24 protein-coding genes are annotated in these 20,039 nt (G+C 51.6%); 17 read left to right on the forward strand and 7 right to left on the reverse strand.

The window, feature by feature from the left end:
• The first annotated feature begins 735 nt into the window (after positions 1-735).
• Together B7L09_RS08030 and B7L09_RS08035 are read left to right on the forward strand one after the other, a co-directional pair.
• Positions 736-1,188 carry a hypothetical protein gene (locus B7L09_RS08030; RefSeq protein ID WP_010461557.1) on the forward strand — a complete coding sequence of 151 codons (453 nt, stop codon included), beginning with the start codon at positions 736-738 and terminating at the stop codon, positions 1,186-1,188.
• 459 nt (positions 1,189-1,647) lie between these two features.
• Positions 1,648-2,058: an NAD-dependent epimerase/dehydratase family protein gene (locus tag B7L09_RS08035; protein ID WP_010461558.1), complete on the forward strand. Its 411-nt coding sequence runs from the start codon at positions 1,648-1,650 to the stop codon at positions 2,056-2,058.
• A gap of 101 nt (positions 2,059-2,159) precedes the next feature.
• Here B7L09_RS08035 and B7L09_RS08040 read toward each other — a convergent pair whose 3' ends face one another.
• The 4 genes from B7L09_RS08040 to B7L09_RS08055 all read right to left on the reverse strand — a co-directional run bounded on the left by B7L09_RS08040 (position 2,160) and on the right by B7L09_RS08055 (position 3,919).
• Complete coding sequence (locus B7L09_RS08040) at positions 2,160-2,507, reverse strand: hypothetical protein (protein WP_010461559.1); 348 nt, start codon at positions 2,505-2,507, stop codon at positions 2,160-2,162.
• 74 nt (positions 2,508-2,581) lie between these two features.
• Entirely contained in the window at positions 2,582-2,842 is a 261-nt protein-coding gene (locus B7L09_RS08045; RefSeq protein ID WP_010461560.1) for a hypothetical protein, read from the reverse strand.
• Between the two features lie 211 nt (positions 2,843-3,053).
• Positions 3,054-3,473: a cupin domain-containing protein gene (locus B7L09_RS08050; RefSeq protein WP_010461562.1), complete on the reverse strand. Its 420-nt coding sequence runs from the start codon at positions 3,471-3,473 to the stop codon at positions 3,054-3,056.
• A gap of 5 nt (positions 3,474-3,478) precedes the next feature.
• The gene (locus tag B7L09_RS08055; protein ID WP_010461563.1) at positions 3,479-3,919 is read right to left on the reverse strand and encodes a carboxymuconolactone decarboxylase family protein; all 441 of its coding nucleotides are present in this window, start codon (positions 3,917-3,919) and stop codon (positions 3,479-3,481) included.
• A 111-nt stretch (positions 3,920-4,030) separates the two neighbouring features.
• On the opposite strand from B7L09_RS08055, the gene B7L09_RS08060 reads away from it, so the two are divergent.
• Both B7L09_RS08060 and B7L09_RS08065 read left to right on the forward strand, forming a co-directional pair.
• Positions 4,031-4,951 carry a LysR family transcriptional regulator gene (locus B7L09_RS08060; protein ID WP_042932265.1) on the forward strand — a complete coding sequence of 307 codons (921 nt, stop codon included), beginning with the start codon at positions 4,031-4,033 and terminating at the stop codon, positions 4,949-4,951.
• An 855-nt stretch (positions 4,952-5,806) separates the two neighbouring features.
• Positions 5,807-6,139, forward strand: coding sequence for a hypothetical protein (locus B7L09_RS08065; protein ID WP_094468418.1), 333 nt, complete (start codon positions 5,807-5,809; stop codon positions 6,137-6,139).
• An 802-nt stretch (positions 6,140-6,941) separates the two neighbouring features.
• On the opposite strand, the gene B7L09_RS08075 is transcribed toward B7L09_RS08065, so the two are convergent.
• Together B7L09_RS08075 and B7L09_RS08080 are read right to left on the reverse strand one after the other, a co-directional pair.
• Positions 6,942-7,583, reverse strand: a complete 642-nt coding sequence (locus B7L09_RS08075) for a DUF1109 domain-containing protein (protein ID WP_094468392.1) — start codon at positions 7,581-7,583, stop codon at positions 6,942-6,944.
• Positions 7,580-8,152: a sigma-70 family RNA polymerase sigma factor gene (locus tag B7L09_RS08080; protein ID WP_094468393.1), complete on the reverse strand. Its 573-nt coding sequence runs from the start codon at positions 8,150-8,152 to the stop codon at positions 7,580-7,582. The genes B7L09_RS08075 and B7L09_RS08080 overlap by 4 nt, the downstream gene beginning before the upstream one ends.
• 262 nt (positions 8,153-8,414) lie before the next feature.
• On the opposite strand from B7L09_RS08080, the gene B7L09_RS08085 reads away from it, so the two are divergent.
• The 13 genes from B7L09_RS08085 to B7L09_RS08140 all read left to right on the forward strand — a co-directional run bounded on the left by B7L09_RS08085 (position 8,415) and on the right by B7L09_RS08140 (position 18,990).
• The gene (locus tag B7L09_RS08085; protein ID WP_094468394.1) at positions 8,415-8,687 is read left to right on the forward strand and encodes a BufA1 family periplasmic bufferin-type metallophore; all 273 of its coding nucleotides are present in this window, start codon (positions 8,415-8,417) and stop codon (positions 8,685-8,687) included.
• A gap of 28 nt (positions 8,688-8,715) precedes the next feature.
• Positions 8,716-9,570 (forward strand): MNIO family bufferin maturase, encoded by an 855-nt coding sequence (bufB, locus tag B7L09_RS08090; RefSeq protein ID WP_094468419.1) that lies wholly within the window; start codon positions 8,716-8,718, stop codon positions 9,568-9,570.
• Positions 9,567-10,331, forward strand: a complete 765-nt coding sequence (locus tag B7L09_RS08095) for an HvfC/BufC N-terminal domain-containing protein (protein WP_094468395.1) — start codon at positions 9,567-9,569, stop codon at positions 10,329-10,331. The genes bufB and B7L09_RS08095 overlap by 4 nt, the downstream gene beginning before the upstream one ends.
• Positions 10,332-10,366: 35 nt before the next feature.
• Positions 10,367-10,840, forward strand: a complete 474-nt coding sequence (locus B7L09_RS08100; protein WP_094468396.1) for a DoxX family protein — start codon at positions 10,367-10,369, stop codon at positions 10,838-10,840.
• Positions 10,841-11,128: 288 nt separating this feature from the next.
• Positions 11,129-11,875, forward strand: coding sequence for a YkgJ family cysteine cluster protein (locus B7L09_RS08105; protein ID WP_094468397.1), 747 nt, complete (start codon positions 11,129-11,131; stop codon positions 11,873-11,875).
• Positions 11,876-12,262: 387 nt separating this feature from the next.
• Positions 12,263-12,670, forward strand: coding sequence for a YeeE/YedE thiosulfate transporter family protein (locus B7L09_RS32335; protein WP_238547520.1), 408 nt, complete (start codon positions 12,263-12,265; stop codon positions 12,668-12,670).
• Positions 12,670-13,173 carry a YeeE/YedE thiosulfate transporter family protein gene (locus tag B7L09_RS32340; RefSeq protein ID WP_238547521.1) on the forward strand — a complete coding sequence of 168 codons (504 nt, stop codon included), beginning with the start codon at positions 12,670-12,672 and terminating at the stop codon, positions 13,171-13,173. The genes B7L09_RS32335 and B7L09_RS32340 overlap by 1 nt, the downstream gene beginning before the upstream one ends.
• Positions 13,174-13,715: 542 nt before the next feature.
• Positions 13,716-13,994, forward strand: coding sequence for a hypothetical protein (locus B7L09_RS08115; RefSeq protein ID WP_141213436.1), 279 nt, complete (start codon positions 13,716-13,718; stop codon positions 13,992-13,994).
• Positions 13,991-15,436, forward strand: coding sequence for a His-Xaa-Ser system radical SAM maturase HxsB (gene hxsB, locus B7L09_RS08120; RefSeq protein ID WP_042932268.1), 1,446 nt, complete (start codon positions 13,991-13,993; stop codon positions 15,434-15,436). The genes B7L09_RS08115 and hxsB overlap by 4 nt, the downstream gene beginning before the upstream one ends.
• A complete protein-coding gene (hxsC, locus tag B7L09_RS08125) occupies positions 15,429-16,610 on the forward strand; it encodes a His-Xaa-Ser system radical SAM maturase HxsC (protein WP_042932270.1) in 1,182 nt (393 codons plus the stop codon). The genes hxsB and hxsC overlap by 8 nt, the downstream gene beginning before the upstream one ends.
• Complete coding sequence (gene hxsA, locus B7L09_RS08130) at positions 16,603-17,232, forward strand: His-Xaa-Ser repeat protein HxsA (RefSeq protein ID WP_081853960.1); 630 nt, start codon at positions 16,603-16,605, stop codon at positions 17,230-17,232. Before hxsC ends, hxsA begins: the two co-directional genes overlap by 8 nt.
• A 47-nt stretch (positions 17,233-17,279) precedes the next feature.
• Positions 17,280-17,624 (forward strand): TIGR03982 family His-Xaa-Ser system protein, encoded by a 345-nt coding sequence (locus B7L09_RS08135; protein WP_141213437.1) that lies wholly within the window; start codon positions 17,280-17,282, stop codon positions 17,622-17,624.
• Position 17,625: 1 nt separating this feature from the next.
• Positions 17,626-18,990 carry a His-Xaa-Ser system-associated MauG-like protein gene (locus tag B7L09_RS08140; RefSeq protein WP_010461578.1) on the forward strand — a complete coding sequence of 455 codons (1,365 nt, stop codon included), beginning with the start codon at positions 17,626-17,628 and terminating at the stop codon, positions 18,988-18,990.
• Between the two features lie 159 nt (positions 18,991-19,149).
• Here B7L09_RS08140 and B7L09_RS08145 read toward each other — a convergent pair whose 3' ends face one another.
• Positions 19,150-19,782: an AbiU2 domain-containing protein gene (locus B7L09_RS08145; protein ID WP_010461579.1), complete on the reverse strand. Its 633-nt coding sequence runs from the start codon at positions 19,780-19,782 to the stop codon at positions 19,150-19,152.
• Positions 19,783-20,039 lie beyond the last annotated feature (257 nt).

Genomic DNA, 20,039 nt, shown 5'->3' on the forward strand with positions numbered 1-20,039 from the left:
TGTAAATGGGGGCGCAGGCGACATCATGCCCCGTCCCTGATAATCCAAGTTCCCAGCCCAGAAAGTCCTCTTGGTCGGCGTCATCCCCGCAACCATCCTGCAGCAGCCTGGATTGTATTGCGCGCAGCAGATGGACACTCACCCCTTGGCGCAAACTCACAAATCGCGAAGCGTCCTCTAACGAACTGAGTTCCCACGCCCTGTTGTGCAGTGACGCCCATAGCATCTGTATCGCTTCGCTTCCGACGCTCAATGCATGTACTCGTACCGGGGCGTCCAACCCGGGTTTGCGTCTGAAGTCATCGAGCGCATCACTCACCACAATACGGAGGTCGTCAGACGCGTAATGCTGCTGATCAAGCGACCAAACTGCCGCCTCAATGTCATCCAAAAACGAGAGCTCCGAACAGACAATGCAAGTGGTTGCCTAGGAGTGATTGATCCGTCAAAAACTTCGTCCTCCGCATTTTTCAAACGTGCCCTTCCATTTTATTTTAAATTTTAACCTCTGATCGGCTCTCCCAACATGGCTCACGCACCATTAGAATCATACGAACCTAATGTTTTTTTCACACATTGCCAAATTTTAAATAGTTGCGTTATCCGCTCAGCCAAGCCACACGCCAGTCCAACCAACTTGTATAACTTAGTTTTGAATTACGTCAACCCAAAAAAGTTTGCAAACAAAAAAATATCGTGCTAAATTTTTCATATAAATCAATAAAGGAGCTGGCAATGTCCTCTTACATAATTCACATCGAACATCGCGAAGAGCAAGATTTGGCTTGGGTTGAAATTAACGCACTAAGCCAAGAGTCTAAGTCGGCACGCCGCTGCCGCTTCCAAACCATCGGTTGGATTCTAAGCATTGTAGATACCGTGAACAAAAAAGTTGACCCAAGAATAATTGAAGACGTGGACTACGCTAAAAAAGCATTAACTAATTTCGCTAAAATGGACGAGGCCTCAGCAGATTTGCTTTTGAGCGCTCGTGACTGGAGACGGAGATTCGAAGCAGTTTGGCCGACACTCGATGACAAGGAGCGTGAACATGCTCTGCGTTATGACTACGATGACTGGGACAACTATTGGCCTGGATTCGACACGTTCAATCGCACTCTTTACGAACAATATTACATGCCACAGCCAAACGGTGCTGAAGAAACCACTACACCCTTATCTCTCTAGTGGCGGCTATCAACGGATACCTGAGGAGGGGAGCATCTCCAATTCGACGCCAGGAGCCAAGTCCCCCACTCAGTCCCGATACACCCCTTAGCTATAAAGGCTGAAGCAAACGGTTCAGCCTCGATTTAAGCCATGTTTAGCATAGGCCCAGCTCCAAGCAAGACTTTGCGATACCTCCCCGCCTCATAACGCCCCGCTTGTGCAGTACTGACAAGTGCGGCCGTTGCGGCCAAGCGATTACTCATTAAATTCGAATATCTGTTATTCGCAAATAGCGGATACCAAACACTCTACGACCGACTAAGTATGGTGATCACTTTTAGCGCCTTTCGATCAGGTGAAGTTGAGTCCTCGCTTAGGAAATCTCGTGACGTCGTCGTTCCGATCCTATAGCAATTGTCCACACCCGAAGCAGGCACTCAACTGCGCAGCGCCTCGCGCAATCAAGGCGGTCTGAAAATGAGCATTCATCAACAAGCGCTAGTCGTCGGAGCCAGCGGTATCATCGGTAACGCGGTGGTGGAGTCTTTGGTGGCAGATTCACAATGGATTGTCCGCGCACTGCGTCACAGTCTGAACCCGAGTGTTGGGTCAATCGACTGCGACCTGACTGACGCAGCAGCCACCTCGGCCGCACAGGCAGACGTTAGCGATATCACCCATGTGTTTTTCGCTGCCTACCAGCCCAACAGCAATGCCCTCATCGAGGCACAGACCAATGCGGCGATGTTGCGCAATGTGCTCGACGGTTTGAAATCCGCCGTCGCCAAAGTCCAGCGTTCAGCGTCCCTAGCAATGGTTGGTAAAAAACAGTGTATGGGTTTAGAACGGTCAGGAGTGAGTGCTGACCGGACGGTTACGTTCGTTTGATATGACAGTTCTCAATACACCGTGTATTTGGGTGCCTCCCGATTGGAAATGCCAAAGCGAATGCTCACCCGTTTTTTTGCACATCGACTGCTGGACCCGACTTACAACCCAATATCACGACTCAACTGATCCTCCTTCATTTCATCAGTACCTTGACCAGCGCTCACGAGGTGCCATTGAAGCTGGTATCTCAAATGCGCTCTTAGACGAGACCTGATTTCGACGTAGCTACCAGGAGGGCCTGCACAATATCCGTGACGTTCGAGCACATCGCGTAACACCTCAAAGCCAGTCAGACCGATGTCAGCCGCGTGCAGTCGATCGGATGGGTCAAATCCAGGAGCTCTCTTATAGAGGCTGACGGCATCTTCAATCAGCTTACGGAATACAGCTCCAGCACCTTGCAGCTGCGCCATTCGCCAGACAGTCGACTCCAAATCCCTGTTCATAACGTTTTCCAGCCACTATCGCGTGGTCGCTTGTGGGCCATAGTTGTCCGACGTGGGTATTTTTTAAAAAAAAATTAGTTGTTTGAAATCAAACCTGAAAGCAGCGGCTGTCGCCGCACAGTGACGATTTTGCCATGCCCAAGGGACAGCCATGCGCCTGTGTTCGACTCAATAAAGGGCAGGAAAGGCAAAAGCACAAACACCGTCAAAAGCGAAAAACCACACCCATTGCTCAACCTGATCGCCAAAAGCGGGGTCTTCGAGATCGCTGCTTTTTTGTTGTCCTCAAATATAAAGATCCGTCGCACAAAAAAAATTTCAAGGGGGCGAAACAAAATATTTTTTCTTCAAGCAAAAAATCGAAGGCGATATAGCCCTTATCAGGCTTTCGGCTTGGGCACTTCTTAGCCTCAGGAATGCAAAAAGCTGGGCATTTCGTTGGTACCAGCCCGATAAAAATTCTAGTCCCTTTTTTCGTCGCGCAAGTGCCAAGGGCGTGGTTACGTCGAGGGGGTGGGACGTAATCCCCGCCACTGGCGTCAAGGTTTATGGCTTTGATTCGGTGGGTTGCACCAGTGTCTCCTTATCATTGGAGAGCAACCAGGCGACGAGGGACGCGGGCTGGGAGGTGCTCGGATTGCGCGTTACCCGATGCAACTGACCTGGTTCCTCATACCACGCTTGTCCAGCTTTGTAGAGCTGCGGCGGCTGGCCGTCGAGCGCCGACTCAACTTCACCGCTCAGTACAGCAACAAACACATGCCCTGGATGTCGATGGGGAGTGGAAGTGGCACCGGGCGCGAAGTCGACACGAACGGCAGTGGCCTTCGCAAAAGTCTGTGGAGGCAACACAGCTTGAGCGATCGGAGTAACGATTTCATCTCCCGCGCCACCGCCATGAGCCAGGGCAACTGTACTGAACATGCCTACGAACGTTGCACCGATGACCTTCAACAGCAAGTTCATGATGTTTATTCCGGCTGCATTGCGAAGCCAACGCCAAAGCGATTCCAGGCGTTGATCGTGGCAATCACAAAGGTCAATTCCGCCAGCTCCTGGTCGTTGAAAGCGGCGGCGACTTCTTCGTAGATGTCATCTGGTGCATGAGTCGTTGCGACCAGCGTCAGCGTCTCGGTCCATAACAGGGCGGCGCGTTCCTGCTGATTGAAAAAAGGTGTTTCCTTCCAGGTACTCAAAGCTGCTAGGCGACGTAATGTTTCACCTTGGTTAACGGCATCGGTGGTATGCATATCAACGCAGTAGGCACAGCCGTTGATTTGGGATGCCCGGATCCGTACTAACTCCCGCAAAGCGAGAGGAAGCACCGATTCCGAAATGGCTTTTTCCAGCCCCATCATGGCCTTCATCGCCTGTGGAGCAGCTGCGTAATAGTTAAGGCGTTTTGAAGTCATTTCTTTATCTCCAGTCAACCGAAGGTTTCGGCTCTGAAGCAACTGTATTGGCTGAAACTAACGAGATAAACTGGGGCAAATCGACTTCATTGTGCGAGAACTCGGATAATCATGGCTTTTGATCGATTGGAGGCGATGCGTGCGTTCTGCCGAATCGTCGAAACAGGAAGCTTTACACGCGCGGCGCACGCATTGAACGTGGCGAAAACAACCATATCCGGTCAGATACAGGGCCTTGAGTCGCTGTTGTCGGTAAAGCTGTTGCATAGGACCACTCGAAGGGTAACTCCTACCACAGATGGTGCCGCTTACTATCAGCGTGCCCGCGCCGTGCTCGATGATATCGACGAACTGGAAGTGTCCATTTCGCAGAGTCGTACTGAGGCGCGCGGGAGGGTGCGAGTGGAGATGCCTTCTCCAGTCGGGACATGCCTCATCATTCCATCCCTACCTGACTTTTCGAAGTCGCATCCGAATATTCAACTGGACATCGGCTGTAGCGAACGCGTGGTCGATCTCGTGCAAGAGGGTATTGATTGTGCATTTCGAGGCGGGCCGATCACGGATGACGGACTGGTGTGCCGGCCGGTGGGGCAGATGCGCTTCTGCTTGTGTGCATCATCCACGTACCTCAGAAACACTCCCCCAATATTGAGACCTGAGGATTTAATGCATCACCGGTACCTTGGTTTCACATTTCCAGGTTCGGGGAAACAGCTGGCCCCAGTGCTGCGGAACGGGGGTAGAACGTTCGCGATTGATCAACTTCCGACAATGCGTTTTAACCATGGGGACGCTTACATGACCGCAGGCCTGTCAGGACTTGGAATTATTTCCGTGCCTCTGGCGCAAGCAAACCCGCACCTTCAGTCAGGACAGTTGGTATCGGTTCTACCTGATTGGATTTTAGGCGGCATGCCCATCAGTCTCGTCTATCCCTACTCGCGGCATTTATCAGCCAGGGTGAGGGTCTTTGCAGACTGGGCAGCAGCGCTGATGGCAAACGATCCTCATTGGAAGATAAACACATGACCGCCCAGTAGTTAGATGCAGCTCTAATCGGGCTCAAGCTTCGAACAGATGAACTTGCGCGGTAACTTGCCCCTGACAGGCTTGAGGTATGCACCAGATACAGCGCCGCCGCATCCAGCGATCCAACGTGTTTATTTAGCGGACGACGAGCCTTATCTATCGATCATTTAGCGCAGAGGCTTGCGAGAGTGAACGGGCGACTTCGCCGTAGTCGTTACACCATAATCCTAAAAGCAAGCTCGCCGAACGACCGCTATGGGTCCAGGCTGTATGAAAACACATTTTTATAACGATTCGGCCATGGGGGCATTTTGCGCAGGTTTTGAGGCACCATATGGTCTCTAGGAATCCAGCAGCACAATGCAGCTCGCAAACAAAATCAGGAAGAATGAATGCCTTCCCTTCGCGGCCTCGGTAGTATCTGCCAAAGTATTGCGCACCACTCTGCGAGCCGTCTGCCGTACGTTCACCTAAATCTGTTGCAAGCGCTCAAAGTAACCGGGGAGCCGATCGCGACGGTGGATCTACTGAATGCGCCCCCATACCCGACGGAGCTTCGCAGTCATCCCCACCTTCCCACCGCCCTCTCTTCATTACGTGATCGTTTTGAAACCGCTCTTGGCCGGCTCCCACCTGTCGTGAGCGGCAGAGGCTGGCCGAATTCTGCCGGTGCTGATCGGTAGCTAAGGGTCGACAGCTGCCCGCAATGATAGGCGGCAGATGAAAACGCTGACACTCGCCGGTATCTGCTGGCCCTTGCCACTTGAGGTCTCACCCCAGCGACGCTTTACAACAGAGTCTGGTCATCCTGATAGAATCGATCAGGTTATAGATAACACCCTTCTGAGAAATGGCATGAATACAGAATTGATGGAAGATGAGATGCGCCGGGCGCTATTCGGTGATCCTGAGCCCTCTGCGCCGGCAATTCACTCAGACGTGCAGGACACAGTCCCGGATGTTGTGATCGTGCAACCGGTGAAGGCAGCGAAGAAAAAGACAGTCTCAAAAGGCTTCACACCTAGGTTGAGAGTCACGCTCCGTGTGGGAAATGAATTTGAAGGCGAAATGTACGAGATGGTACATGAGGCTGATACGCTGAGCTCCCTAGTTGCAGAACAAGAAGCTATTAAGACAGCCAGAAAAAAATTCAGGTTTGTGGAAGTGGTATCGGTCAAGTCGATGTAAGGGTTACTTCCCCTTGGCTCACCCGCCTGGGCATTAAACCGCATTCGGTTACCGCGGATCACCCAACAGGTTCGTGTCGAATGAAGCCTCAAAGATTGGGGGGCGGTAGTCGTATCCCGGACTGGATTTAGCATCATCACTCCATACCGCTCTCAATGTTAATTGGTCGCCAGCCCAAGCCACATAACTGAGGGTAGTGGACGTATGTAGCTGGGAATCCCGACTCCCCGGTCTTCGTCCTACAAAACAGCTGATCCAGGTGATGTGTTCGAGTGGCTGCTCAGCCGATTGCTGCCTGTCGTGAGGGGCAGCAAACGGCCGATTCTGTTGAAAAAGTCGGCGTTGGTTTGCGCATCAGAAAAGTAAGTGTCCGAGATTAAAATCTTTACTTCTGGCAGAGGCTTCCGGGCTCGGATTTCACGTAGCGGCGCGACAAAACGGCGTTTTCACCAGTCAATGATCAGGCAATTTGGGCCGGCCGACTTTTTCAACAGAATCGACCCAAAGCTGACGGTCGCAAATGCCAACGAAACACGTGCAAATTCATCCTGCGGACACGTGAAGGAAAGACTCATAAAAAACTTATGAGGCTCCCATCATCAATGTTTAGATTTAAGTATTAGTGAGAGGCCACCGGCGCCGTGATCACCTGACCACCCAAGCACACAGCTACTTACCACCTATTTGCATTCGACCGGACCAGTCATTTGTATTGAATTTGGCCAGGTTAGCTGTACTGATCTCAAACTTGCGACGATAGTTAGTGGTGGAATCGCTGGATAGGCATTATCAACCATTATTGCTACCAGCGAAGCCATCGCGACCCTAGTAATGCGCCTAACGCAGTCGGAACTAACATACCCAGCAAATACCAGGCCCCCCAAAATGGAGCCTCCATTTCAGGGCAATGCAGGCAATAGGCAATCGTAGCCATCGCACTCGCCAATAATCCACCACAGGCACCTGTCAGTGACAGTCGCGTCGGGGCCATCCCGCGTAGGGCCCAGAAAACAGCAATAAACCCAGGAATCGAAAGCAAGGTGATGTTCATCGCGCATACCCGCCAAGTCTTACCCAGAATGATCGCGACGCGCGTATCGGGAACTGCAGTCATGAGGACATAGAGGGTACCGGCCCACACCGCTGCCACCGCTGCACCGATCAGGAGGCTTCCGGTGCCCGGAGTTACTCCAGGTCTTGCCAGTCGCGTCACCACGCTCAGAGCGCCGATCATCAGACTCAGCGGGAAGGCGATCTTCGCCCAGAAGATAGGGGTTGTTGCAACTGTGGCCAGGTCTGGACGGACACCCAATATGATCGTCACCAGCAAGGTGGCAACTACAAGCCCTGCCAGCACCGCAACACTGAAGCGTTTGGCAAGCGCATGCCGGTCTACCGGGGTGATCCCGGAGGCGAGCATGCCAATAAAATCATCAGTTTTCATAGTGCACCTCTAATCTTAAGTGCCAGCGCTTTAAGCCCGCGATGGACGCCGATCTTAACGGCTGACTCCGACAATCCTGTCATTTGCGCAGTTTCTGTGACGGACAATCCCTCAAGCTTCACGTGCATGATCGGCAGACGCTGGCGCTCAGGTAATTGCTCAAGTAACTTGCCCAGGTCGCGACTGGCCTGCGCCGGTTCAAGGTGAGGCTCGGCAAACAGTTCCGCCGCATCGTCGAGGGTGTCGTTGAAGACCTCATGGCGCGACCGTCCTCGGAAAAAATCTGTGAGTTTGTAGCGGGTGATGGCAAAAACCCACGCCGTCAGGGGTTGATCCGTCTGATACGTATGGCGACCGTTATGCACGGCCAGCAGCACCTCTTGCAGCAAGTCCTCGATTTCACTGGGCTGGCGTTGCAGCCGGGCGCGCAAAAAGCCGCGTACATGACCACTTAACACCGACAGGAACGAGCGATAAGCCCGCTCGTCGCCCTCAAGGCCTGCGAGGAACAGAGCCTGAAGCTGCATCTCTCGGCTGCGCAACGCGTCGTTACATGTAGTTCGTTCCATCGTCCGCCCTGGTTACACGAAGAGTAAAAATTTTTTTGTACCTATACAACGCCAGCCCTGACGACAGGCAACGGATGATGCTTGCGCTCAAGGACGTAAGGCAACAATCGACCTTGTTTGCGGCTTATGAAAAGTTTTTGAAAAATATTTTGTGATGGCTGTAACCGGAAAGGAGAAGCCAGCGAACTACTTATCGGATCGCAAGTACAGAGCATCCTGCACTGATACGACGACCCATCCCCATGATCCCGGAGTAACAGCCATGAACAATCTGAAACTTGCCGCCCTCGCCGTTGCCTTTTCTTCCTTCGCCGCTGGCGCCATTGCCGCAGAGACCCCAACCGCAGCCGGTTCCATGGAAAAATGTTACGGCGTTGCCATGGCTGGTCACAACGATTGCAAAGCCGGCGCCGGCACCACCTGTGCAGGCACTGCCAAAATGGACTACCAGCCTAACGCCTGGAAAAACGTTCCAGAGGGTACTTGCACCAGCATCAAGACGCCAAAAGGCACCGGCACCCTCACACCTATGTAATACCGTCACCATGGGGCACACGCCAATCATGAATAAGCCATTCCAGATCGGGGCCGGACTCGGTCTCAAACCGAACCATTATGAGGACGCCCTCGAGTGTACCGTCGAGGGTCTCTGGTTCGAAGTTCATCCGGAAAACTATATGGTTGGCGGTGGCCCCCGTTTGGCATGGCTGGAAGCCATTGGTGAGCGATACCCACTGTCGTTGCATGGTGTATCGCTATCACTGGCCGCCGATTGCCCGCCGGACGAAGAGCATTTGAAACGTCTAAAAATGCTCGCGGATCGCGTTCAACCGGCCTTAATCTCCGAGCATCTGGCGTGGTCAACCTGGCGCGGAAAGTACCATCCTGACCTACTGCCCTTTCCCCGTACCGGAGAAGCCTTGCAGCGCATCGCAGGCAATATTCAACGCACACAAGATATCCTCGGACGTCGCATTGCGATCGAAAATCCGACCCACTATTTGCACTTCGATGGACATGACTACAGCGAGCTCGACTTTCTCACCGAGCTGAGTCGGCGAACGGGCTGCGGTTTGCTGCTGGATGTGAATAACGTGCACATCAGCGCCCATAACCTGGGGTTCGATGCGTCTACCTATCTGGATGCGTTTCCGGCGAAAGCGATCATGGAGATTCATCTAGCAGGATTCGCCGAAGATCCTGGCAACTCCACGTTACTGATTGATACCCACGATGCCCCTATCGCCGAGGACGTCTGGTCTTTGTATCGACGTCTGATCGAGAGGATCGGCCTGCGCCCTACACTGATTGAACGTGATGATCATATCCCTGACTTCGACGTTTTACTGGCCGAACGCAACCGGGCACAGACCGTGTTGAACCTTGGGCAAAACCAGCGATTGCAGGTGGCGATATGAAACCATCCCTTGCGAGTTTTCAGGATGCATTCGTGGATGCGTTGTATGGCAGCGAATCATCCCTCATGGACTCACTTACCACTCAGCCTGGTTTTACGGTGTATCGCAATACAGTACTCAAGGGTTCGACTGATGCGCTGCTCGCCAACTTTCCAACTGTTGAGCGCCTGGTGGGCACTGACTGGCTCAGAAGTGCGGTGGCGATATACGCACGCCTTTCGCCGCCAACGGATGCCCGGTTGCTGCACTACGGCACCGACTTCCCCCGCTTTCTCGACGAATTTGAGCCTGCGCGAGAAATGCCTTACTTAGGCGGTGTCGCCCGGCTGGATTTGCTCTGGACACACGTTCATTGCGCCATTGATGAACCGGGTCTGGAGCTGAGCGACTTGTCGCAGTTTACCGAGACAGAACTTGGCAATCTGTGGCTGACACCAAGGGCCGCAGCCGGTTGGCTCTGGTTACCTGACTGCCCGGCCTACACGATATGGCGTGTCAATCGCGAACAACTGGAAATGCCAGAGGAACTCGAATGGCAAGGCGAAGGCGCGCTGCTGACACGTAAAGCCGGTCGCGTGCATTGGCAACCCGCCAGTGCTGCTGATTGTGCCTTTCTCGACGCCTGTACAGCGCACCTGCCCCTCGATCTCGCGGCAGATAAAGCCATTGAAGCCGAACCAGACCTGAATCTGGAGAATCTCATTATCCGCCTGGTGAGTGCCGATGCATTCGTTTCTATGGACTTGGGTCTTTCCTCCTGAAAAACCGGTTACTGACATCATTAAAGGAGCACGACATGGACACTCTCCAAACCCGCTCACCCGCCGCTGACCACTCCCTGCGCGGACTCTGGAATCTCGTCGCGAACCGGCTGAGCACACTCATCGGCGATTCGTTTTTGGTTCTGGTGGCGCGCATTGCTATTGCCGCCATTTTCTTCATGTCCGGACGCACCAAAGTCTCGGACTTTATGACAATCACTCCGAGCACATACGAGCTTTTCCGTACGGAGTACGCATTGCCGTTGATCTCTCCAGAACTGGCGGCGCACCTCTCGACGTACAGCGAGCATCTGTTTCCTGTGCTTCTGGTGCTGGGTCTGTTTACCCGTCTATCAGCATTGGCATTGCTGGGCATGACCTTTGTAATCGAAGTGTTTGTGTACCCCGATGCCTGGCCAACTCACCTCTCTTGGGCAGGCCTACTGCTGCTCATAGTCGCGCGCGGGGCTGGATCACTTTCACTTGATCGGCGGCTGGGCATCCGATGAAACCTTCACCATTGAGCATGGTTTCAGAAAGCAACCTTGTTCATGGTTTTCGGCAACCCGTGTACCGCTTTCGCTGTCATTCCAAGAGCACGCCTTTGTACTAGTTAACAATCCTGAGGCTGCTTCATGTGGGCAAGCGCAGGGCGCGCACGCGCATTGCGTAGGCAATAACCTTGTTCATGGTTTTCGGCAACCCGTGTACCGCTAAACGCTTCGTTCTCCGTGCGCCGCAAATCACGCCATTACAACGCCCGCCTTCCGTAGGGCTGCAACTTCCAGGTAATTCACATGCAAAGTAATGCCGTCCGATTTTCCTGTGTAGGCTGCGGTATTTGCTGCAAAGGCAGACTGATACCGTTGACGTTAGCTGAGGCACAACAGTGGCTGACTCGGGGGGATGAAGTCGCAGTGATTGTCGAAGCCTTCGACGAATCGAACTGGCCTCGTTCATCAGAGGAATTCGCCCACGCCAAAGGTCGGTCGGTAAGCGTTCGTTGTGGCGATGCACGGATAAACGTCATCGCCGTATTTGCTGGCAAAGCCCTCGAGCAATGTCCCAACCTCAGAGCGGATAATCTGTGCGGTATCTACGACGAGCGCCCGTTGGTTTGTCGAATTTATCCAATGGAAATCAACCCATTTATCCCGTTACGCCAAGACAACAAGGTGTGCCCGCCAGAAGCGTGGGAGAGCAACGATATTCTATGTACAGATGGACGAGCCAATCCAGCGCTGGAAGCACTCGTCAATCAATCTCGACAAGCAGACAGAGCCGATGCATCAAGCAAAATCGCCATCTGCGCTCAACTGGGCCTGAATGTGGCGAGTTGGAAAGACAACGCGCTGGCCGTTTACTTTCCACCACGGGGAAAACTGCTCGAAGCGATACACAGCGTTACTGGCACTCCAGAGGACTATCCTGACTTAGAGTGGCAAGTTCGGGTTGATGAACCAGTGCTGCGCGAGCGATTGGCCGCATCGAAGGTGTCTCTGGCTGCCAACGAGTCCGCTGACTACATCTTTCATGTTTTTTAACGCCCAAAGGTCCTCGCTGGACACATGCGCGGCCTCGGCGAGCCGTTGACGCATTTGAGTGGCTGCAATTGGCCCAGAGTGTGTAAAAAAGCTCCGCCAAAATTGAAGTGTGCGTGTCTGCGTTAAATCCGAAATTTATCGGCATGTCAGTAGATGCCGATTTCGCGTAGAAGTGCGATTTACAGTCCGGTTTTGAGTACCAGTCGCGCTCAAAAACGTTCTTACACAGCCTCGGACAGGAACAGTCATTCAACCTCTACGAAACCAGAGGGCGATACAAAGCGACCGTCAGCTTACGACTGTGTCCGATACACAGGTAGCCTAATCGAGGGCTACGCTGATGCCTGGTGAGGCCCGGTCCATCCAAATCAGCAGTGGCGCACGAACATGGTTTTCTCTTTATTGATGGCGTTGGTATTAGCGTTCCTGATTGGCTGGGTTTCGCAGCGCATGGGCATGTGCCTTGTCAAAGCGAGCAAACAATTGCTGGCGGGGCGCCCGACGTTGTTTGTGGCACTGACATCGTGTGGATTGTTCGGGTTGCTGCTGGCCCAGCTCTATCGTTTCTCCGAGGTCAGCCTGCCGCTGTACTCGCCGGGTATTTCCTATCCTTTACTGGTTTCGGGAGGCATGTTGTTCGGGGTGGCATCGGTGCTGAACAACGGTTGCAGCGTAGGTACGCTGACCAGGTTTGCCAGTGGCAATTTCAATAAACTGTTCACCATGATCGGCTGGGTCCTGGGGATCGTGCTCTGGTATGACATGCGCATGATGCCCGACAGAAGACCCTTCTGATGCCCGAAATTTCCAGCCGCCATTACTGGCTGTTGATCGGTGTAGTGGCGCTGGTGCTGATTTTTTTGGTCGCCATACATGGTAATAAACACCTGGTTTTCTCCAGTATGCTGCTGGGGGCGTTGACGAGTGCGCTCTATACGTTCGAGCCGTTATGGACACCGAGTGTGTTCTTTTACAATGTTTCGCAGTTGTTCTGGCAAGCCGATATGGCAATCAGCGCCCGGCGTATTGCTGTGTTTGTCATGTTGCTGGCAGGCATGCTGAGTTTTACCGTGTACGGGAAAATGTTTCGTTTCGAGGCCTTTACCCCATCAAAGGCAGGCGTTCATTTGTTGGCGGGTATTTTGATGGGGATTGGGGCTTCGATGATGCTCGGCGGTAACGACTCGCAAATACTGTTGGTGTTTCCAACGCTGAGCGTTGCTTCAAGCATTCCAATGGTGTCGATTGCCACAGGCATTCTGGTGTCATTGTGGTGCAAAAAACGCTTTACGAATTGAACACCCTCAAGATGGTTCCGCTTTCGACTCAATCATAATGATAGAGATGACAGACAGAGATCGACCCATAGCTGCCCGTCGTGGAATGCTGCTTACGGCCGATTCTGTTGAAAAAGCCGGCCATGGTTTCCACGGTAGAAAAGTATGCGCTTGAGATTGAAATCTTTACATTGAGCAGAGGATTCCAGGCTCAGATTTCGCGTAGCGGCGCGCAAAAAAGGCGTTTTCAGTGATCAGTATGCGGGCAGTCTGGAAGAATCGACTTTTTCAACAGAATCGGCCAAAAGCTGTCAGTCAGAGTCGAAAACTGGGGGTTCTAGCCCACCTGATTTTTGAAAGGCAAGCCACCGCTAGCTGCGCGCGTTTGTGTCAGCCAAAAAAATTTGGACGGAGTGACATCATATTGCTTTCTTTCGTCGAGATTTGAGTTCAGAGTAAAAAAGTAATGTTGGAATTGGTCTCATCGGCAGATCACGTCAGCATGCAATCAGCTCTTTGGAAATGGAGCCAATGTATAATAGCAAATCAATGGAATGTTGCTCGTGACGAATATCAATCTCATCTATCCTGAGTCATCTCCGGGCAAGCTTTGGGTGGATATCAACCGCCCTTTATCGCTTGCTCTTCAAGCTGAATTGATTCATAGAGGGTACGAGTTGCGGCAGGTGGACACGGGCCTTCAGGCCTTTTGTTCAGTAAAATCGAACATTCCTACGCTCAATGGGCTTTTGACGCAATTATTGGATGACGAAGTTACTCGTAGGAAAATCCCACCAAATACATTAGTACGATTGGATATGTTTATGAGTGCTTCTGAATGAACGCTAACTTCGTTGCGGGAAGCCTGCTGCCATTCGGATTTCATCGACTCGACGATCAGTCCGTTGTAGCAGTTAGTGCTGCAGGTGACCATACATTTTTGACGCAACAGGAATTGTTGGCTCTAATCCAAACACCTGAAACATTAGAGCTCAAAAAGCGCGCGGAACTACAATCTAAGTATTTTTTAACCGGAAATAGTTCTATCGGAACTCTAGAGCTATTACGATCGCGAATAGCAGCCCGGAAAGAAACTGTATTGGCAGGTCAGTCTTTGCACATAATTGTGCCTACCCTTCAATGCGAACATTCTTGTCAATACTGCCAAGTCAGCAGACGCCTTGAAGATGTGGGTCACTCAATGAGTCCATCTCAGATTGATGCTTCCTGCGCGACTATTTTTCAAAGTCAGGCCAATGCTCTGACAATTGAGTTTCAAGGTGGCGATCCGCTGCTCCGTTTCGATCTTATCCAACGAGCAATTGATCTTATTCAAAAGATGAATCTGGAGCACAAGCGCCGTATTCGTTTCGTGGTTGCATCAACATTGCACCAATTAACCTCTGGAATGTGTGAGTATTTTAGAAGTAACCAGGTCTACCTTTCAACGAGCCTTGATGGCCCGGCGTTGTTGCACAATAAAAACCGCCCAATACCATCGCGTGATTCGCACGCCCGGACTTTGGCAGGAATCGAACTGGCACGGAGTATCATGGGCCCACAAGCGGTAGCAGCATTGATGACCACAACTAAAGCCTCTCTTGCGTACCCTGAGGCCATTGTGGACGAGTACGTGAAAAATGGATTCACCGAAATTTTCATGCGACCGTTAAGCTTATATGGATTTGCCAGACGCAACATCAAGCATTTGGGATACACTCTTCCAGAATTCACAAACTTCTATCAGAAAGCTTTGCAACGTGTCTTAGAATGGAACGCCAGAGGTACTGAGTTACGTGAAGGTACCGCCGCATTAATTTTTAACAAGCTTTTATCACCCTTCGATGCGGGTTACGTCGACTTGCAAAGCCCGACAGGGTCTGGCCTTGCTGTTCTGGTCTACAACTACGACGGTTATGTCTATCCAAGCGACGAGGCACGGATGCTCGCCGAAACGGGAGATGGTTCTTTGCGTTTAGGTTCTATTGGTGACTCCCTTGCACAGTTAATGGCGTCTCCTGTCATGAGGCAGCTGATAGAAACAAGTATTTCTACTCAAGCAGTAGGCTGTGAAACTTGCGCGTTCAATAGCTTTTGCGGGCCTGATCCAGTTGGGGCGCAAGCCGAGTTTGGCGACATGAGGACTGTTGCTTTGCTTACTGAACACTGCAAACGACATAAGTGGCTCTTCGAATACTTTTTTCGCAAGTTACGAACTGCCGACGACGATTTTCTCGATATTGCCTATCGCTGGGCTCACCCCGCTGGATACTCTAATGCGTAAGGTCCGTGTACGAACGCATGGCGTTGAATATCGAACAGTAGCTAGAGTGATTTCGCTCGAGAATTTGAGCGCGCAGTGGCGACCCGAATTGAGATTTTTAGTGAGGGCCGCAGATGCGGAGGGGATTACCAAAGTTGCGCAACTGCGTAGTGCTGGGCTAACCAACCTGATTTCACTGACATCTAGTCTCCATGTCGCAGACCAATGGCAGGCAGAGCCTGTGGTTGAAACCGGCGGCATTCTGATGGACGAAGACGTAGTAGCCTTCGCCGACCACATGAATCACGCGCATGTCCTATATCGGTATACAGACCAGCACCACACTGTTTTCCTCACCAATCGGTGCAATAGCTATTGCCTAATGTGCTCGCAGCCCCCGACAAAACAAGACGATAGCTGGTTGGTGAACGAGGCGGTAGAAGTCGCCAATCATATAGCTAGCTCTCCGCATACATTGGGATTTTCCGGAGGGGAGCCTTTGTTGCTGGGTGAGCATCTGCGTCTTGTGCTTGATACCTTTGCTCATCAACATCCTAGCACTCGGTACGACGTGCTGAGCAATGGCAGGCTGTTAGCTAATCCGATCTATGCTGAGCACATGTTAAAGGGGTTGAGTGAGCGCGTAACATGGATGGTGCCGCTCTATGGACATGCCGACTTTCTACATGACTTCGTCGTTCAGAGCCCGGGGGCATTTGAGGAGACACTGGCTGGTCTATTGAATCTTCGTCGATTTGGGCAAGCCGTCCAGCTGAGAATTGTGCTCATTCGCCCTGTTTTGGAAAACCTTGCAGCGCTTTGCGAATTCATTGGTCGTAATTTGCCTTTCGTACGTGAGGTCGCATTAATGGCATGCGAACCCATTGGCTTTGCTTTGGCAAACCCTGAACTGACCGACATTGACCTTCGAGAATGGAGCGCTGAGCTCAGTCACGGCATCAGAACACTGAAGCGAGCGAAAATACCTGCCATTTTGATGAATGCCCCACTCTGCGCTTTGCCACAAATTCTGTGGCCGTATGCACACAAAAGCATCTCCGATTGGAAACGTACGTTTGCGGAGGACTGTGCTACTTGCAGAGTGAAAACAGAGTGTGCAGGTCTTTTCTCATGGCATCACCCAGGTAAATTTTCGATGAAAATCCAAAAAATTGAAGGGATTATCAATGTCTAAATTCATCACGTCGCTGTCAGCGTTCGTTGCCGGAACTTCTTTGGTGAACACTGACGTGCAAGCCCTGGAGCAGGGACTGAAGAACCCTTTCGCCAGCAGATTTGACCCGGTCAGCTTACGACCGCTGAACATGCCCGGCGATAATTTATACGCAGCCCATCGATCCCACTCGTCACATTCCTCGCATTCATCTCACAGTTCAGGAAGCGGTTCCTACTCTGCTCCAAGCCGGACTTACACGGCACCAAGTAAAACTTATCCCCCCCCCAGCCCTGCCTATTCAGCACCAAAAACACCTTACTCAAGCAACTTTGGAGCGAGCGGTTCGAACAGTCTTGGTGGTTCCACCGGTAGCCGCAATCCTGTAGATGCAGGAAGGCCTTCGACAGTCAGCCCCATCGGCTCAGATTTTGATCCTAATAATAAAAAACTCATGGAGTTAATTAGGCGCGTACAGATGGGTTTGATTATCAAAGGTTATGAACCTGGCACCATAGACGGCGTAATGGGAGAGCAAACTCGTTTGGCACTGAAATTGTTCCAGTCTCATAACAGCTTGCCTGCAGATGGCATGATGGGTACGCAAACACTGAACGCCTTAGGCGTGATTGTTCCCAAATGAATCGCAGGGTCTATAGATATCTTCGACTTTGGGCTCCCGTGATATCCGTGATCGGACTGGGCTTCATTGTTTTCCAAGATTATGTTCGACCGCTTATCGCCGAATATAGTCACGGTGATGAGTACAAGCGACTCGCTTTAGAGTGCGACTTGGCAATGCATGAGGAAGCTGCGCTACGGGGATTAATCGGAAATGATCCACAGTCCGAGCGTCTCAGGTTAAGTGCAGACGTTGGGATGATGGTCTGTCACGACTACGACATACTTCGTAAGCAGCTATTAATTCAGGGACTATCAGAAGACCAACTGGCGATGTTAGGCCTGGAGGTTCTTGAAGTCGAACAAATCACGGTACAGCAGATGGTCGATGCTCATCGCATGGATAGATTTTAATATGAGGAAGCTGATTCTTACGTATTTTATTCTCCTATCGTGGATTAGCCATCTGCAGGCATCGCAACTTAACCATGAAGATCAACTTCTGAGGAAAGTGCTCACTGCCTATCGGGTTGAGCCCATGACTATCAGGCCGTTGTTCATGGGCCCGAAGGAAAAATTAGGGCAGATGCTGTTTTTTGATCCCATCATGGGGGGGCCAAACAACACGACTTGCGCGACTTGTCACGTCCGTAGCAAAGGCAGTGTTGACGGATTACCTATGGCCGTGGGTATCGGCTCAAGCGGAGTGGGAGAGCAAAGGCTTCAATCTCCAGAAGCTTTTGTAATACCCAGGAATGTGCTCCCGTTTTTTAATCGTGGAGAAAGCGATTTTACCGCTTTATTTTGGGACGGACGAGTACAGATTGGCAAAAATGGCAGTTTTGAATCGCCTATGGGTAATAAAATGCCAAAGGGATTCGAAAATCTACTTGCCGTCGCAGCAACCTTCCCCCAAGTGGAACCTGATGAGATGCTGGGCCGATCTGTACGCCGCGGAGGTGAGAACCAAGCCACCTACCATGCGGATCTAGTTGACATGACAGTCGACCCTGATAACTTTCAAGAGCGCACATTGAATGTTTATGGTAATTTACTTAAACGCTTGCTAGGCACTTCGACCGCCTCGACCCCTATGCAGTCCGAATATAGAAGACTTTTCCAGTCAGCTTATCCGGCTACAAGCAAGTTTGATATCACTCATATTGGCAATGCCTTGGCAGCTTACATTTCCTTAGCGTTTCAGCTTAAACCAGCAGCTTGGGATAGCTATGTAAGTGGAGAAATCTCAGCTTTATCCCCGCAGCAAAAAAAAGGGGCGATGATTTTCTTCGGGAAAGGGCGCTGTGCGGTTTGTCATACAGGAGAGGAATTCTCGGACTTTAAATATCACGGACTTGCCGTTCCGCAACTCGACGTTGGCAAGCACGGAGGTTATTTAGATTATGGAAGGGCAAAAGCGACGGGATTGGCCATAGATCGCTTTCAATTTCGTACTCCACCGCTACGTAATGTTACGCGCACTGGGCCATGGGGGCACAACGGTGTATTCAAATCCTTGGAAGAAGTCATTAGTCATCACTTTAACCCCATTCCATTAATGTTTGCCGCACAGAAAGGCCGACCTCGCGAAGCGGAACTCGCGGGGCGGCTATTGAGGTACCGCTCCCCCATCCTTGCCGAGATCTACCCGATGGCGCCAAACGACGTGGGGGCAGTCGTCGCGTTTCTAGAGGCACTGCAATCAGATCCTATTTTGTCAACTGATGAAGCTCTGCCTAAATCAGTCCCCTCAGGGATGAACCAGTTCATTGTTGAATGAATCGCGCTACTTTCGTGCACACATAGACTGACCGCTTTTGGCCGATTGCCGTCTATCACGACGGTACGCAATCGGCCCCCTGCAGACATTCATAGCGATTAAGCTAAAGGGCCGGCTGAGCCGATCCCGGTGAACGAAGCGAACTATTTGAGCCCATTGTTAGGGGGCGCTTTTTTGTGGCACTGATCCTTGGAGCCGCTCGAGTCTACTTAGCTTATGGACTAGCAGCCTAGCCCCACTATCATCCACGAATTGCTCATACAAAACGGTGCTGTCTCGGAAGTGATTGTCTAGGCGATTCAGGACATCTCTTAGTGCTGCGAGCATATCCTCGACTGCAGCTCTGCTGATGCCGCTGAGAGGATTGGAGTTTCGGTTACTAAAGTAGTTGTGATCTTGATGAGCTATACGTTTGTTGCGATGCTCGCGGGCGAACTCTGCTGCCGTTACCGCCTTAGTGCAGAGATCCTGAGCCTCCGCCCTTAGCGCGGAATCAGTGATAAGTGGTGAAAGCGACAGCACGGTTAGGTTCTTTTTTTTTCCTGTACTAGGTGGGTCCGTCATTCGTGACACGCCCAGGAGTACGCTATCCCAAAGCTCATCTTGCACGATTTTAAAGAATAAACCAGCCGTTCTATTGAGCAGCTGAACCGTGTCAGTTGAATCTCCGAAAAGCTGCCGATACTGCTGCCAGAGAACATGAAGCTCTACGAGTTCTCTATAAAGTTCGTAGAAATTAGCACCGAGCTCTTGTCCCATCGTGGAAATATAATCGGCACGTACTTCGTCCATGGATCGCGTTACCATTGAGTGCCCTCTCACTACCATTTGGTGACATCACTCCCGCGCTTGAGCGCGGCAGTGATGCTCTATAACGTTTCTTGTCGTCCTGCTAGCCGTTTTCTAGCCTGGTGGGAATCGCAGCGCGACATAGCCCAAGGAGAAACGCGACACGGATGACGCCAAGCTTAGCTGCGCTAAAGTTTCAGTGCTGAAGGTTGACGCTACCTATTTGCCACTAGTCTGTCCAGCGGCTGCTTCTGGCCGAT

This window comes from Pseudomonas mandelii, assembly GCF_002251635.1.
GTDB lineage: Bacteria > Pseudomonadota > Gammaproteobacteria > Pseudomonadales > Pseudomonadaceae > Aquipseudomonas > Aquipseudomonas mandelii_B.